Origin of the sequence: Bacteroides sp. NSJ-48, from assembly GCF_014287405.1 — a bacterium.
GTDB classification, from domain to species: domain Bacteria; phylum Bacteroidota; class Bacteroidia; order Bacteroidales; family Bacteroidaceae; genus Bacteroides; species Bacteroides stercoris.
In genome coordinates this window covers 33,694-49,193 of sequence record NZ_JACOOD010000028.1, presented here as the reverse complement: position 1 = coordinate 49,193, position 15,500 = coordinate 33,694, and the positions used below count along the sequence as shown (strand labels likewise).

The following is a 15,500-nucleotide window of genomic DNA, read 5'->3' as shown; positions in this document are numbered from 1 at the left end:
GGCAAGGTGGTATGATGAAGTAGATAAATCAGGGTTCCTCACCTTTGGAAGGGTCGCACGTTCTATACAAACACATTATCTGGATATAATCAATTTTTTTGAAAGGAGGGCAACCAATGGCGCAGCAGAGTCATTCAATGCTAAAATCAAAGCATTTAGAGCACAGTTCAGAGGAGTAAAAGATAGAGCTTTTTTCTTATATAGACTTGCTAAATTATATGCTTAAATATAAAATCCCTCAGATTGTTACGTTGACCCTAGACAAAGTTGTGCCACCATATTGGCACAACCCATATACTAATGAAAAAAGCTCCGACAACCATCGACTGTCGGAGCTTTTTTCGTTGGACTACCAAGATTCGAACTTGGACAAACAGAACCAAAACCTGTTGTGCTACCATTACACCATAGTCCAAACATATGTGCTTTCTGTTAAAAAGCGGTGCAAAGATAGAACTATGTCCCGAAATATGCAAATATTTCGGGACATTTTTTCATATCAGCATCTTATTTTGCAATAATCAGATAATAGTTCTTCTTGCCGCGTTGCACCAGCAGATACTTGTCATCCAATAAATCAGCAGTTGTAACAACCTGATCGAAAGCAGCCAGTTTTTCTTTGTTCAAAGAGACGCCGCCGCCCTGTACCAGTTTGCGCATTTCGCCTTTCGATGCAAATACAGCCGCATTGTCTACGAACAAATCAACCGCCTTTACACCGGCAGCCAGCGCATCACGGGATACCTCAAACTGGGGAACACCCTCAAACACAGCCAGCAAAGTATCTTCGTCCAGCTTTTTCAACGCCTCCGATGTGGCATTACCGAAAAGAATGTTGGACGCATCGACAGCCGCGTTGTAGTCCTCTTCGGAGTGTACCATAATGGTGACTTCCTTAGCCAGACGCTTCTGCAGGACACGCAAGTGCGGAGCTGCTTCGTGCTCGGCCGTCAGAGCCTCGATTTCTTCCCTGGACAAAGAAGTGAATATCTTGATGTAGCGGGCTGCATCGGCATCGCTTACGTTCAGCCAGAACTGGTAGAACTTATAAGGAGATGTATAGCGGGGATCGAGCCATATATTGCCGGATTCCGTCTTACCGAATTTACCGCCGTCCGCCTTTGTAATCAGAGGGCTTGTCAGGGCAAATACCTCACCGCCATTGGTACGGCGAATCAGTTCGGCTCCCGTGGTGATGTTACCCCACTGGTCCGAGCCGCCCATTTGCAGCTTGCAACCTTTGGTTTCGTACAGATGCAGGAAGTCGTAGCCTTGCAGCAACTGATAAGTGAATTCTGTGAAAGAAAGACCGTCGCGGGCTTCACCGTTCAGACGCTTCTTCACCGAATCCTTAGCCATCATATAGTTTACGGTGATATGCTTGCCTACCTCACGGGCAAAATCAAGGAAACTGAAGTCCTTCATCCAATCGTAGTTGTTTACCAACTCCGCACGGTTAGGGGCATCCGAATCAAAATCCAAAAACTTGCTCAGCTGCTTCTTCATGCCTGCCATATTGCGCTGCAATGTTTCTTCAGTGAGCAGATTGCGTTCCGCCGACTTACCGGAAGGGTCGCCAATCATACCCGTAGCACCGCCTATCAGTGCCAACGGCTTATGGCCGCAACGCTGGAAGTGACGCAATATCATCACACTGCAAAGGTGTCCGATGTGCAGGGAGTCTGCCGTAGGGTCGAAACCGATATATGCAGTCACCTGTTCCTTTGCCAGCAGTTCTTCCGTACCCGGCATCATATCGTGGAGCATGCCACGCCATTTTAATTCTTCTACAAAATTCATCGAATGATTAACTATTAATTATTTGATTTATACTTTGTCTGCCACAAAAATACGACTCTTTATCCGAACAAACAACTCTTATTGTTTAAAAAAGACTTTGGCGATATTTTCCCGTATCGCTTCCGTGAGTTCCGCCAAAGATACGCGACGGACTTCGGCTGCCCGGCTATATAAATCCGCAACCGGTACGGAGCTCTCGTCAGTCTCCAGAAACAAGCGGTCGGCAGGAGTTATCCGCAGCGCCTCTTCCTGATATTTCTCCCCAAAAGAGAGATAAAACCCATGCCTCAGGCACTCCTCCGCCAGAGCCGGTTTCCCGCGAAAACCATGAATAATCCAGGGATTGGCCGGCTTTATCTGCTGTTTCAACTTCAGCAACTCACTCATAGCCTTTACCAAATGAATGACCAAAGGCTTGTCAAGCTCCACAGACAACCGCGCCTGATATTCAAAAACCTCCATCTGTACTGCCATCGGAGCATCGGCCAATTTATCCAGTCCGGCTTCTCCTATGGCAAGAACCTGCGGATGCCCGGCTAAAGAAGACAAAACATTCATTTCATTCCGAACAACCGGAGTAACGGTTGCCGGGATATGCCAGGGATGTATGCCTACCGAATACCACGCCCCCTCTTCCGGAACAAAAGTATCGGGATAACGGTTCGCAATAGCCGTTCCGGGCACAGGCGGCAAGCGATGCGTATGTATATCGACAGGAAATTTCATGGAACAGGATCATATCCGGAACCACCCCAGGGATGGCAACGCAATATACGTTTTACCGCCAGATAAAGGCCTTTGAAGGGGCCATGTTTCTTAATAGCCTCAACTGCATATTGAGAACAGGTAGGAGTAAATCTGCACGAAGGGGAAGTCATGGGCGAAATACACTTCCGGTAAAAATAAATAGGAAGCAACAGCAGATATGAAAGCAGGCGTTTCATGGTTTCAAAGGCGCTACGGCTACCACATTCGCATCCGATACGGTTACCTTCTCCACAATACGCGCCAAAGCAGTCTTCACCCTCTCTTCTATTACGGACGATTCCGTCAGCTGGTCGGAAAGGTAAATAAAGGCAATGGCCAACCGGCACTTCTTTTCTGCCAAAGCGTTCAACAGTTCATGTTTGTTTACACGGTAAGCCTCGCGTATCTGACGCTTTACGCGGTTGCGCTTCACCGCACGTTTGAAGCGACGCTTCGAAACACTGATAAGAATGGAAGCATCCGCCTCCAGCTCCTCTACCGGCAAATACACCACACGCAACGGGAAGACCGAGAACGAACGCGAACCGCCCGCAAACATCTTCTCTATTATCTTTTTTTTATCCAGTCTTTCGACTTTATGTAAGGTATTTGCCATGAAGTATAAGGTATAATGTAAAATATAGAGGGGGATATGAAAAAACGGGCTACAGGTAGTGCTGCTAAGATTCCGCAGTCTGCCCGCCGCCCGTTATTGCTTCGTTACGATTATAAATGTATCCGACAGGCTTATAACTTATAATTCATAACTCATACTTCTTTTCACTTTCCCTTGTTGTTCTCCTTTATGAACATATCAAGCGCTGCCGTCATAGAGGGCGCCTGCACACTGGGAGCTTCCAAATCCAAACGGAGTCCGGCATCACGGACAGCCTGTGCTGTTGTAGAGCCGAATGTTCCGATTTTAATCTCTTTCTGCTCGAAATCCGGGAAATTCTTCTTCAAAGAAGACACACCGGCAGGGCTGAAGAATACCAGCATGTCATAGTCAAACTTTTCATCCGGAGTAAAATCATTACTTACCGTACGATACATGACTACTTCCGTATGCTGGATTTTACTCTTGTCCAACAGGTTCTTAATATCGTCTGTATGTACATCCGACATCGGCACCAAATACTTTTCAGTCTTATGCTTTATAATGGAAGACAACAGGTCATCAAACTTTCCGGTATTTCCAAAGAAAATCTTACGCTTGCGGTATTGTACATATTTCTGAATATACAAAGCAATCGCCTCCGTCACACAGAAATATTTCATGGTCTCAGGGATTGTTACGCGCAATTCCGTACAAAGATGAAAAAAGTGATCGATTGCATGACGCGAAGTGAAAATAACGGCGGTATGATCCAATATAGAGACCTTCTGCTGTCTGAACTCTTTTGCTGAAAGGCTCTCTACTTTGATAAACGGGCGAAAATCGATTTTCACACCGTACTTCTCGGCAATGTCGTAGTAAGGAGATTTCTCTGATGCCGGTTTCGGCTGCGACACAAGTACTTTCTTAATTTTCAACGTCCTAAAATTTTATTATCAAATAATCGTTTAGTTGTATCACTCCTTGGTATAGCATAAAACAAGGCATGATTTCAAGGGCACAAAAGTACAAAATTAAAAGGAAACTGCCATGTAAATTGCTACAAAAAAGCTTGAACCACTTATAGAACATCAATATTTTAGTAAAAAAGGCTAAAATCAATCCAATTATTACTGTAAGTTGCAGACTTAAATCGAAATAAACAATAAACAGCACAAACGGAAAAAGAGTGAAACCAAGATAATAAAGCAGGGTGGAATATGACTCAAGCCAGAGAGTCGTAGTACTTTCGTCAAAAAAAATCCAGCCTAACACAGAGTATAAAATCCATTTCAGAAATAAATACAAAAGACTTATCCCGATATAAAGCCCCAATAGCGCAAAAGGCGGAACATGATGCACCAATTCAGGCTGAATATCATTGCAGTAATTAAAAATGCAGACCCCGGAAAGTATGCAAGTCTGCAAAATCAACAATAGCAGGTAGCGCATATCACCTGCCGTTGAGGTTGCAAATATGCTGGTACGCTCACGATGCAACAGGAAATCCTTTACCAGCTGCAACAGAAACCTACGGCTACGGGAAAGCACATAGGCCGACAGAAAAAAACAACACAGCAGCACAATGGTGATGCCGTCGTCCATTCTCGGAGAATAGGGAATAGGCACACCTTCCGCTCCACCGGGTATCCATGCCGCCAACCAACTTATCATATCGCTGCAAACTTACGGATAGAGGCATCCCACAAAGGTACGGTATGTACCAGTTCAACCGCTTCCCCGGCTGTCGCGGCTACATGCCAGATGGCACTGTGCTGCGCACGCATGAAGTTTTCGTCTACAGCCTTCTGCAACATAGCCAGCAACGGGTCGAAATACCCCTTGATATTCAATATGACTATCGGATTCAGATACAGTCCCAATTGTTTCCAGGTAATGACTTCGAGCAATTCTTCCAAAGTACCGCAACCGCCGGGCAATGCAATCACAGCATCGCTCAAATCCGCCATCAGTTGCTTGCGTTCATGCATATTTTCCACCTCTACAAGCTTGGTCAGCCCTGTATGATGCCAGCCCTGCTCAATCATAAAACGGGGTATCACTCCGGTCACCTCACCGCCTGCCGCAAGTGCGGCATCCGCCACCGCAGCCATAAGTCCCATATTACCGGCGCCGTTCACCAAACGGATATGCCGCTGCCCCAGCAACGTTCCCAGTTCACGGGCGGCATCAAAATAAACGGGGTCTATTTTAGTGCTCGAAGCACTATATACGCATACGGAAGTTATCTTATTCATCATCTTTCAGCTATATCAATTATTACCTTGTTGCAAAGGTATATGATTTTAAGGAGATTTGAAAAAAGAAGCTGCTCATTCTGCCCCGGAATATTCCGAAGGCAGAAAGGCAGCTTTCTATAATAAATAGCTGTAAAGCTATGCTGATTACTGTTTTCTTTAACGAAGAACGGAGAATTAGAGGCCGAAAGCCGCTTTCACCTTATCAACGTAATCCAGTTTCTCCCAGGTGAACAGTTCTACAGTCACGTCTTTATCGCCTTCATAGCGAGACTTGAAGTGTTTGGTGACAACCTGCGGCTCACGTCCCATATGACCGTAAGCGGCTGTTTCCTGATAGATAGGGTTACGCAGCTTCAAACGGTCTTCAATGGCTTTCGGACGAAGGTCGAAAAGCTCATCGATCTTTCTGGCTATCTCGCCGTCGCTCATATTTACATGGCTGCGCCCGTAGGTATTTACATATATATTGATGGGACGCGCCACACCGATGGCGTAAGATACCTGCACCAGCATTTCATCTGCCACACCGGCAGCTACCAGATTCTTGGCAATGTGACGTGCAGCGTATGCGGCACTGCGGTCTACCTTGCTAGGGTCCTTACCGGAGAAAGCACCACCGCCGTGTGCACCTTTACCGCCGTAAGTATCCACAATAATCTTACGTCCGGTCAAACCGGTATCCCCATGAGGACCGCCGATTACGAATTTGCCGGTAGGATTCACATGATACTTGATATTATCGTTAAACAGCGACAATACTTTCTCGTGATGGATAGACGCAATGACACGGGGCATCAGGATATTAACGACGTCGTTACGGATAATGCCCAACATCTCCTCGTCCGCCTTCAACTGTGCAGTTTCGCTGTCGTCGGCAGGCTGAATGAAATCATCGTGTTGGGTGGAAACTACAATCGTATCGATACGGACAGGATTGCCGTTATCATCATATTCAATGGTTACCTGGCTCTTGGAGTCCGGACGCAGATACGTCATCACCTCTCCTTCGCGACGGATATCCGCCAGCACTTGCAGGATACGGTGGGCAAGATCCAGGGAGAGCGGCATATAGTTTTCCGTTTCGTTAGTGGCATAACCGAACATCATGCCCTGGTCGCCCGCACCTTGTTCCATAGGATCCTGGCGCTCCACACCACGGTTGATGTCGGGGCTCTGCTCGTGAATGGCGGAAAGCACGCCACACGAATTGCTCTCGAACATATACTCGCCTTTGGTATAGCCGATTTTCTTGATTACTTCACGCGCGATAAGTTGAAGGTCAACATACGCTTTGGTTTTCACTTCTCCAGCCAGCACTACCTGTCCGGTAGTAACCAGAGTTTCGCAAGCTACTTTCGAACTGGGGTCATACGCCAACAGTTTGTCAAGCACAGCGTCCGATATTTGATCGGCCACTTTGTCGGGGTGTCCTTCCGACACCGATTCGGATGTGAATAAGTATCCCATTTCAATTAGAAATTAAAAATGAATAATTAAAAAGGAGATGAGGAAAGCGTCATTAATGAGTAGGTATGCAAATCCCGGTACACCGGAGTACCGTCAGAAAAGGATGTGTTTTAGCATTTTTTTCCGTGGTTGCAAGCTACCCAAATCTTTCCACATATCGTTTTCGGCTGCAAAGATAAAGGTTTTATGGGAATATGGTACACAACGGGCAAAGTATTAACTAAAAAACACGCTTATTACTGCAAAATATCTATTTTTGCAAAAAAAGTGCGCCGATATCCCATCGCCGCACTCCCATAATCGTTTCTATATTGTTAACTTCAAAAAACTCAATTCAACAAATTTCGATAAAACCTCTCGACATCCTCCCATTTATAATAAGGAAACATATCAGTCTCTACCGGAATATGCACTTCATTCTCATTGTGCATAACCTTTACCAGAATATCCCCGGACTTCTCGTTCCGGAAAAAGATAATCTGTACATTAGCAGCCATAGGAACCACCTTGAAATCACTCCATACCTTATAAACTTCATACGGATCGCTAACTACAACATTACAATTCTCTATCTGCATCAACGCAACCAAAGGAATCACATTACCATCGTGCCCGAAGCGGAGAGTAGCGGCAATTCCCCCTTTCCGGATAGCCTCGTCAGCACTGTCCAGAATATTTCTTAACAGAGATTTGGCATTGGCCACTACAATACCTTTTCCATCGGCATGATTGGCATTCCCCACATAAAAACGGTAATTGACACACTGCCACAAATCAAATAATTCCTGTGCTTCGAACAAATCATAGAAAGAAACTTTTGTTTCAGCATTCTGCATGTCACTGGCTACCCAGTACATTCCCCACATCAATTCCTTAGGATTTACTTTCTTTACGACAAAATGTTTATCCTTGAACAAGGATACGACCAAACGCTCCGGATTGGTATGGGCTTCCTCAAATTTCCTGTATTCCTCGGCCCAAGGACCGTCCTGGGAAGAAGTAAAACGGTTGGATTCGTCGGTGTGATAATTCAGATAATCCATATATTTCTCACTTGCCTCATAAGAAATCCGCAAATCCGGATTCAGCTCTTTCAAACGGTCACCAAAAGCCACCATACTCATAGCACAACGCAATACAACGGTAGAACGGGCAGATATAAAGGGATTGCCTTTGAATACCTCCGGAAACGAAGCATACATTCTTTCAGCAATGCCGCGATGCTGCCTGACTCCCAATGGAGTCAAATCCCCGCCATGTCCTTCCGCCTCTTCCCATACCTTGAGCAAACGCCGGTAGGTATCTTCACCCAAACCGGTAAGCGCATGTGCACGATGCGCCTCTTCAAACAGGTCTACCAGCCATTTATAATCACGGTCGCCAATCAGGTAACGGGAACCATGCCGTCCGTAATGACTGATATAAAAAGGCTTATATCCCTTAGGCGCTTTAGTCTGTGGCGCGAAATCCAACGGATATGCCCAATAGACTCCTCCCGTCTTCTCAGGAGTAGCAAACATCTCTTCTTTGGATGTCTGTGCCCCAAGCGGAGCACAGCACAGCACCATCAAACCACATAACAGAATTTGTTTCAGTTTCATCATATTTTTACTTTATTACTTTATAGCCATCGTTTTGCACCAGAGTAGGATTGTTCGTCAGTTCACTTTCCGGAATCGGGAACAAATTGTATTTATCGTCCACATCCGCCCCTAAACGCACACCGTTTTTCCAATCCCAGTTATTCCCTTTCGTATATTTGCCGAACCGAATCAAATCGGTGCGCCTTGTCAATTCAGAAGCCAGTTCTTTCTGACGTTCAACCAACAGAAAGTCCAGATTAAGTTCATTGGCCGTAATTTCACCGGACACATCGGAACGCACGCCGTTTTTCGCATATTTACCGGACATATAAGCCCTTGTTCTGACCTCATTGACATACCCCAACGCTTCACTTTGCGTACCGTTCGCTCCGCGCAAAATGGCCTCAGCAGCCATCAAATAGGCATCTGCTGTGCGGAACAGCGGAAAATCAATGGAAGTATAGGCATCTCCCGAAGGACAAAGTTCATCCTCTTTCGTAACGTTTCTCCACTTGATATAACCGTATCCGCATGTAAACGTACTGGTCATATCCATATTTACATCCCATGTGTCTTTCACCTGATTGGGAAGGGCGGTCATGAACTGTGCTCTCTTATCTTTTTTATTATTTCCCCAAGTATCATTGCCGTCGAACATGACATCATCCGCATCGAACGCATCCACCAACGATACTTTAGCGCGGACATTACCCCAGCCTCTGGAGCCGACACCGGTCTTATAAAGTTCATCCATAGGACCGTTTACAAAAGCTTTCACATAGAAATTCGTTCCGGCAGAACTCTGTGCACGCAAGCCGTCCTGTACCAGCGGCCAGATAATCTCCTTACAGGTATTATTATCCGTTAAAAAGATTTCACGATAATCGGAAGCCAATGGATAATGCCCGTCGGCAATGACTTTTACCGCATAAGCATATGCTTCCTGGTATTTATTCTCATTAATCCAAGTCTGTGCATTCAGATACATTCGGGCCAGCAGGAACCAGCCGGCTACCCGGTCAACACGTCCGTACTCATTGCTTCCCGGAGCTTTCAGTTCGTTTTCGATAGCCAGCAATTCACTTTCTGCAAACTCAAAAATCTGCTTACGCGTATATTGAACCGGAATTTCTTTCACACCCGTATTTTCATCCACATAAGGAACCGCACCAAACAAATCGCAAAGCATCGAATAGCAATAAGCACGTATGAAGCGGGCTTCTGCGCGATAGCTCACATAATCATCTTTCATCTCTTCCCAAAGTCCTCTGCTCTGCAACTTGCCTTCCGTACATTCACGCAAAAGCTCGTTACAATAGGCAATACTCATATAAAGTCTCTGGTAAGTCCATGTAATGACCGAAGCATTGGAAGCATCCCACTGCAAATTCAAACATTTACGCAAACCGTTGGAAGAGGAAGGCATCAAAAAATTATCCGTACTCAACTCCTGCAAATAAAACAACAGGCGCACATAACCGGAATAGCCCTCATTAGCACCTTCGAGGTCGCCGTCACCTCCGTCACCACCTTTCTGCCCTGTCAGAACCAGTGATGCATAACACTTTGCCAAAACACCGGTGTAGCCGTCTTTTGTCTGGTATACCTTTTCACTTACCAGCTGGTTATCATCCAAAGGCATCGTGTCCAGGTCGCCCAAGCAAGAAACCAGACTTATGCCCGCGAAGAACAAAATAAACGAATAAGCAATTATATTTTTCATATTGTATAGTTTTAAGCCGTTAGAAATTTAAATTAGCACTTAATGAGAATACGCGCGGACGGGGATATACCTCTTTATCGATACCGCTGTAAATCTCCGGGTCGATACCGGAATAGCTTGTAAAGGTAGCAACATTCTGTACACCGAACGTCAGGCGTAAAGAGCTGGAGTTATTCCATAACTTCTGGAACGTATATCCCAAAGAAATATTGTCAATACGGAAGAAGTTGCCCTTTTCCAGGAAATAATCCGAATAAAGCTGCTGGTTCTGGAAACCGGAATCTTTGGTTCTGCGCAATATGTTGGAGAAGTTGCCCTGATCGCTGTACACGGATTGTACATACTGGTCGGCAGCCACATAGTTGTATACATAGTTGCCGAATGCCCCGTGTCCGCTGATGGCAAAATCCCAATTCTTATAAGTAAGCTGGGTATTGAATCCCAGATAGGAAGTAGGCAATGCGCTTTTGTCCGTAGCATATTTGGTTTCCGTGGCAGAGATGGAACCATCCGGCTGCACATACTGCCCTTCCATAGGTTTGCCATCATCGTCATAGGCCTGCTTTGCCAGGTAGAAAGTATAAGGACGCTGACCTACCATAAACACCTGAACTGTCTTGCCCGTACCGGAAATGGCTCCTGTCTGCACAAAATTGGCATCCGAATCGATAACATTCAGCTTCGTGATTTCAGAATCATTCCACGTATAATTCATGCCTACTGTCCATTTCCAGTTTTTTGTATGTACCGGCACTGCATTGATGGCAAATTCCACACCTTTATTATCCATCTCGCCGATATTTGTTGTGATGACGGAAGAATAGTTGGTTCCTGAAATTACATTGATAGTATTCAGCAAGTCTTTCGTATGGCGTTGGTAATAATCGACAGAACCGTAAATGCGGTTGTTCAGAAAACCGTAATCCAAACCGATATTGTAGGTTTCGGTAGTCTCCCATTTAATATCCGAGTCATAACCGTTCGGACGATAGGTATAATACCATTTGTCTCCGAATTGATAACAAGATTCCGGATAAGATACCGTAAAGGTAGTCATATACGGATAGTCATTCAGAATATCCTGCTGTCCGGTCTGACCGTAGCTCAAACGCAGTTTCAAGTCTGACAACACTTCCGAGTCGCGCAAGAATGCTTCCTGACTGATTTTCCATCCCAACGCTACGGAAGGGAATAATCCCCAGCGGTTATCTTTGGCAAAACGCGAAGACGCATCCGAACGTAAAGTGGCGGTAATCATATAGCGGTTGTCATACGAGTAATTCAGACGTCCGTAAAAAGAGAGCAGGTAATATTCAGACTCATAATGATTGGGCGAAAACAGTTCTTTTCCTTTCGGAGAAAGAGTGGTTGCATCGAATTTCTTCCAGAAATGCTGCCAACCGTATCCCGCCATTGCGCTGAAATTATGTTTTTCATTGAATACATGAGCATAGTTGGCATATAAGTCCAGCAAGTAGTTACGCTTGTTCTGTTTAGAATCATACACAAGCCCTGTACCGTCTTTCATGTTAGATGTATACATCATACCGGCCATATCGGGCACATTCTTGGTATATTTGCTTTTCAGCACATCATAACCCAAATTCGCATTCAACTGCAAATCCTCCAAACGATGTACCTTATAATTGATAGCAGCATTACCGATGGAGCGGGTCACTTTATTATGCAAATCCTGCAATTCAAGCTGTGCCACAGGATTATCGGTTTGGATAGCCATGGGGGAGTTTCCATTCATCCAGATGAAATAACCCAGTCCCGGTTCATCAGCACCCGTTGCACTTCCGGTCATAACAGGACGGGTAGGGTCATATCGCAATGCATTATTAACGACACTCTCATCTACTTTCTGATTGTCTTCATACGAAACCTTAACATTCAAATCAACGGTAAGATGGTTATCAAAGAATTTGGGTGATATACCGCCATTAAAAGTAAAGCGTTCGTAGTTGTTTGTTTTCACCACACCGTTCTGGTTATTATAGCCTACCGACAGACGATAAGGTGCATTTTTCTTCACCTTGCCGGAAACGGAAAAGTTGTGCTCTTGTCCGAATGCCGTACGGTAAATCTCATCCTGCCAATCCGTGGAAGCCGTCCCTAAAGTTACAGAACCCGGGACACCCGATACCGTAGGAACAAATTCACGGAATTCATCGGCAGAAAGCACATCCAATTTTTCCGTAATGGTACTTACAGAAAGGTTAGTGGAATAGTTGAAACGCAGATTGGAATCGGACCCTTTCTTAGTAGTAATCACAATCACGCCATTAGATGCCCGGGAACCGTAGATAGCAGTTGCCGAAGCATCTTTCAATACGGTAAATGTCTCGATATCGTTCGGGTTGATACCGCCGATTACGTTTCCACCACCTTCGATAGTGAAGTTATCCACCGGTACACCGTCAACAACGATTAGCGGATCATTGGATGCGGAAAGCGATGCACCGCTTCTGATGCGGATAGTAGCACCCGCTCCCGGAGCGCCGGAGCTTGCAACAACATTTACGCCCGGCACTTTACCTACCAATGCATCCTGGGCGGTAGTTCGCAGTCCCTTATTGAAATCATCCGGCTTGATAGCGGTTACCGACCCTGTCGCATCAGACTTCTTCACACTTCCATAACCTATAACGACTACGTCTTCGAGCATCTCACTATCTTCCTCCATCACAATTTTCATCATTGGAGAAACCGCCTTTTCCACATCTTTATAGCCGATGTATTTAATGAGTAAAACAGCTTTGGGGCTGCTTACAGTGATTGTGAAGTTACCATCTACATCACTGATTGTTCCATTTGTCGTCCCTTTTTCCAAAATATTGGCTCCGATAACGGGTAGATTGTCCCTGTCAAGGATATTGCCTTTCACAACTGTCTTTTGTGCAGAAACCCCTACACTGAAAACCAAAGCGAGTATCATAAACAGATACCGCCACTTTCCTCCAAAAGTCTCTGGATTTTTCTTGCCTTTCATAATGTTTTTAAATTAAAGTGTAACAAAGTATACCGAAAATCCGGTATGAATTAGATTGTGAGCGAAAGTAGATATTACAAATTCGCCGAACAAAGACACTGAATGAAAAAGTAAGTGAAAGGAAAGTATTATATAGGATAATACATTTATTTACAACGACATACCAAACACACTATATGTTGTAAAAGTAAGTCCGGAGGAAGTGTTTTTTAAAGCTTTTGTACCTGAACAGCCAGGTCTTTTCCGGGAACAATCGCTTTATTCCGCATTTTCAAACGATAGTTATATACGGTTTGAAGCGAATAGTGAAGGAAGTTGGCAATTTTGGAATTATCGTTGATACCTAAACGGATAAGTGCATAGATACGTAATTCGGGAGTCAGCAACTCGCCTTCTTTCACCTGTATACGTTCATCCTCTTTCAAAAGAGCATTGAACGATTCCACAAAATCCGGAAATATAGATAGGAAGATAGTATCGAACTTACTGATGAACAGTTTGAAATCTTCCGTTGTCGAAGACTGATTATGAAGCATTTTGGAAATATCCGCCATAGAACCGGTATTGACGATTTTCAGTAAACTCTTGCGGTTATTCTCCTGCTTATAAATATATTCGGAACAGATATTGAATAACAAACCGATATACTCTTCTTTAATATGGTTGGATTCTTTAATCTCTTCATTCATCCGGGTCAGATTTCCGGTCACTTCCTGTAAGCGTTGGTTCTGTTCGGCCAACGACTTCTTTACCTTCAGCAGATTATGATTTTTCTTACGAAGGAAAAAGAAAACGATTACCAATGCAATAACAAGTACGGATAAAGCCAAAAGAAAAAACAAGACCCTGTCTCTATCAGCCTTGATGCGGCTGTCATTGGCCGCTTTGATAATAGGAAGATATTCGGCAATATCTATTATGCGGTAACGGGCTTTCCCGAAGCTCACATCTTCCAGTGAACAGGAGATATAATTATATGCTCTTGCAATGTCTCCTTCCTGAAAAAGCAGGATTGCCAATTGCTGCAAAGACATATATACTTTCTTGGCATTCGCTATGTCGGTAATGGAAGCCCGGATAAGGAAGTGCTTTGCCTGCTGTATGTCACGTTTGCCCAAATATAATTCCGCCAACAGATATTCCACCCTCGCCTTGTCGGGGTTCGTATCCGTACAGTGTTCATAATATCCGGTCAGTATCCGGATAGCCTCATCCCATTTTCCCTGCAAACCCAGGCGACCGCACTGATTGGTCACATAACTGGCCGTATTAGGATCGCTGATAGCTATCAAAGTATCTTTATAAGCCTTTATCTGCCGCATAAACAGCCGCTTCCTGGAAGCCTCCGTTTCATCATTATAGCAGGACAGATAGGTAGTATGATACAGATAATAAAAGTAAGTATCCTTCCGTACCGCCCCGGTTCTTTTCACCCTGTCAAGAACATTCAACGCATTTTCATGTTTTCCTATCTTATTCAAAGCGTCGGCCAGGTTCATTAATCCTTGATTAACATACTCTTCACCCAACCTGTCTGCCAATTGCAGCCTTTGCTCCGCTACAATCAGCGCCGTATCGACTTTAAAGGAGCGGTACATGACAAACAAATCGCCCAGAATATCAAACTTAGCTTTATCGTCTCCCACATAATCCAGCATCTTGCGGAGCTCTGTAATCTCCTTTTCCACCTTCTCCTGATAGACCTCCCGTTGCTCAATCATCTTATCCAGCTGCAACAGCAAGGCATCGTCATCAGTCTTATCCGCGGCCGCCAAACCGGAATAAAAACAAAAAAGGAACAGTATGAAAGCCGAATATCTGAACATGAACAAACTTATTTATGCACGGAAACAAAGATACTATTTTTCACAACAACTCCCGCATCTTTTTCTTTAATATCGGATGCACCAGGTCCGGTGCAATCTCCGCCAACGGCCCCATCACAAAGCGGCGTTCGTGCATCAGCGGGTGAGGCAGCTTCAATTCGGGAGTATCCAGCACCAGGTCACCGTATAAAAGCAGGTCGATATCAATCACCCGATCGCTATAGACCCCGCCTACAGACTTATGCGTACGCCCTATCTCGCGTTCTATTTCCTGGGTGAGATGAAGCACGGACAAAGGCGGAAGAAGCGTTTCCACGCAGGCCGCCGCATTCAGAAACGTATGTTCCGAAGAAAAGCCCCACGGAGCAGTAGCATAAAAAGCGGACAGGGAAACGACTTTCCCTACCCGCTCTTCTATTTTCCGGACAGCGAGACGGAGATTGTGCTCCTTGTCGCCGAGATTAGTTCCTAAGCCAAAGTAAACGTACATCATTTAAGTTTAG

General features: G+C 44.9%; 14 protein-coding genes and 1 tRNA gene. 1 reads left to right on the top strand and 14 read right to left on the bottom strand.

The features are described from left to right. On the top strand, positions 1-226 hold a 226-nt coding region (locus H8S52_RS13255), incomplete at its 5' end, for a transposase (RefSeq protein ID WP_186909969.1). A 118-nt stretch (positions 227-344) separates the two neighbouring features. Here H8S52_RS13255 and H8S52_RS13250 read toward each other — a convergent pair. The 14 genes from H8S52_RS13250 to folK all read right to left on the bottom strand — a co-directional run bounded on the left by H8S52_RS13250 (position 345) and on the right by folK (position 15,487). Next, a tRNA-Gln gene (locus H8S52_RS13250) sits at positions 345-415 on the bottom strand. Between the two features lie 92 nt (positions 416-507). Next, complete coding sequence (gene tyrS, locus H8S52_RS13245) at positions 508-1,800, bottom strand: tyrosine--tRNA ligase (protein ID WP_005655672.1); 1,293 nt, start codon at positions 1,798-1,800, stop codon at positions 508-510. A 78-nt stretch (positions 1,801-1,878) separates the two neighbouring features. Continuing rightward, the gene (locus tag H8S52_RS13240) at positions 1,879-2,526 is read right to left on the bottom strand and encodes a TatD family hydrolase (protein ID WP_117907088.1); all 648 of its coding nucleotides are present in this window, start codon (positions 2,524-2,526) and stop codon (positions 1,879-1,881) included. Beyond that, a complete protein-coding gene (gene yidD / locus H8S52_RS13235; RefSeq protein ID WP_005655675.1) occupies positions 2,523-2,744 on the bottom strand; it encodes a membrane protein insertion efficiency factor YidD in 222 nt (73 codons plus the stop codon). Before yidD ends, H8S52_RS13240 begins: the two co-directional genes overlap by 4 nt. Further along, on the bottom strand, positions 2,741-3,163 hold the full coding sequence (gene rnpA / locus H8S52_RS13230; protein ID WP_117907089.1) for a ribonuclease P protein component: 423 nt from the start codon (positions 3,161-3,163) through the stop codon (positions 2,741-2,743). The genes yidD and rnpA overlap by 4 nt, the downstream gene beginning before the upstream one ends. A 164-nt stretch (positions 3,164-3,327) precedes the next feature. Next, the gene (locus H8S52_RS13225) at positions 3,328-4,080 is read right to left on the bottom strand and encodes a uroporphyrinogen-III synthase (protein WP_005655679.1); all 753 of its coding nucleotides are present in this window, start codon (positions 4,078-4,080) and stop codon (positions 3,328-3,330) included. A 4-nt stretch (positions 4,081-4,084) separates the two neighbouring features. Continuing rightward, positions 4,085-4,816: a DUF4271 domain-containing protein gene (locus H8S52_RS13220; RefSeq protein ID WP_005655681.1), complete on the bottom strand. Its 732-nt coding sequence runs from the start codon at positions 4,814-4,816 to the stop codon at positions 4,085-4,087. After that, complete coding sequence (locus H8S52_RS13215; RefSeq protein ID WP_117954388.1) at positions 4,813-5,400, bottom strand: TIGR00730 family Rossman fold protein; 588 nt, start codon at positions 5,398-5,400, stop codon at positions 4,813-4,815. The genes H8S52_RS13220 and H8S52_RS13215 overlap by 4 nt, the downstream gene beginning before the upstream one ends. Positions 5,401-5,577: 177 nt before the next feature. Continuing rightward, positions 5,578-6,870: a methionine adenosyltransferase gene (metK, locus tag H8S52_RS13210; RefSeq protein ID WP_186909968.1), complete on the bottom strand. Its 1,293-nt coding sequence runs from the start codon at positions 6,868-6,870 to the stop codon at positions 5,578-5,580. A gap of 329 nt (positions 6,871-7,199) precedes the next feature. Beyond that, positions 7,200-8,474, bottom strand: a complete 1,275-nt coding sequence (locus H8S52_RS13205; RefSeq protein WP_005655692.1) for a histidine-type phosphatase — start codon at positions 8,472-8,474, stop codon at positions 7,200-7,202. A gap of 4 nt (positions 8,475-8,478) precedes the next feature. Then, positions 8,479-10,176, bottom strand: a complete 1,698-nt coding sequence (locus tag H8S52_RS13200; RefSeq protein ID WP_186909967.1) for a RagB/SusD family nutrient uptake outer membrane protein — start codon at positions 10,174-10,176, stop codon at positions 8,479-8,481. Between the two features lie 19 nt (positions 10,177-10,195). Then, on the bottom strand, positions 10,196-13,171 hold the full coding sequence (locus H8S52_RS13195) for a TonB-dependent receptor (protein WP_186909966.1): 2,976 nt from the start codon (positions 13,169-13,171) through the stop codon (positions 10,196-10,198). Positions 13,172-13,380: 209 nt separating this feature from the next. Then, positions 13,381-14,997, bottom strand: a complete 1,617-nt coding sequence (locus tag H8S52_RS13190) for a DUF6377 domain-containing protein (protein ID WP_005655697.1) — start codon at positions 14,995-14,997, stop codon at positions 13,381-13,383. 40 nt (positions 14,998-15,037) lie between these two features. Further along, the gene (gene folK, locus H8S52_RS13185; protein ID WP_060386045.1) at positions 15,038-15,487 is read right to left on the bottom strand and encodes a 2-amino-4-hydroxy-6-hydroxymethyldihydropteridine diphosphokinase; all 450 of its coding nucleotides are present in this window, start codon (positions 15,485-15,487) and stop codon (positions 15,038-15,040) included. Positions 15,488-15,500 lie beyond the last annotated feature (13 nt).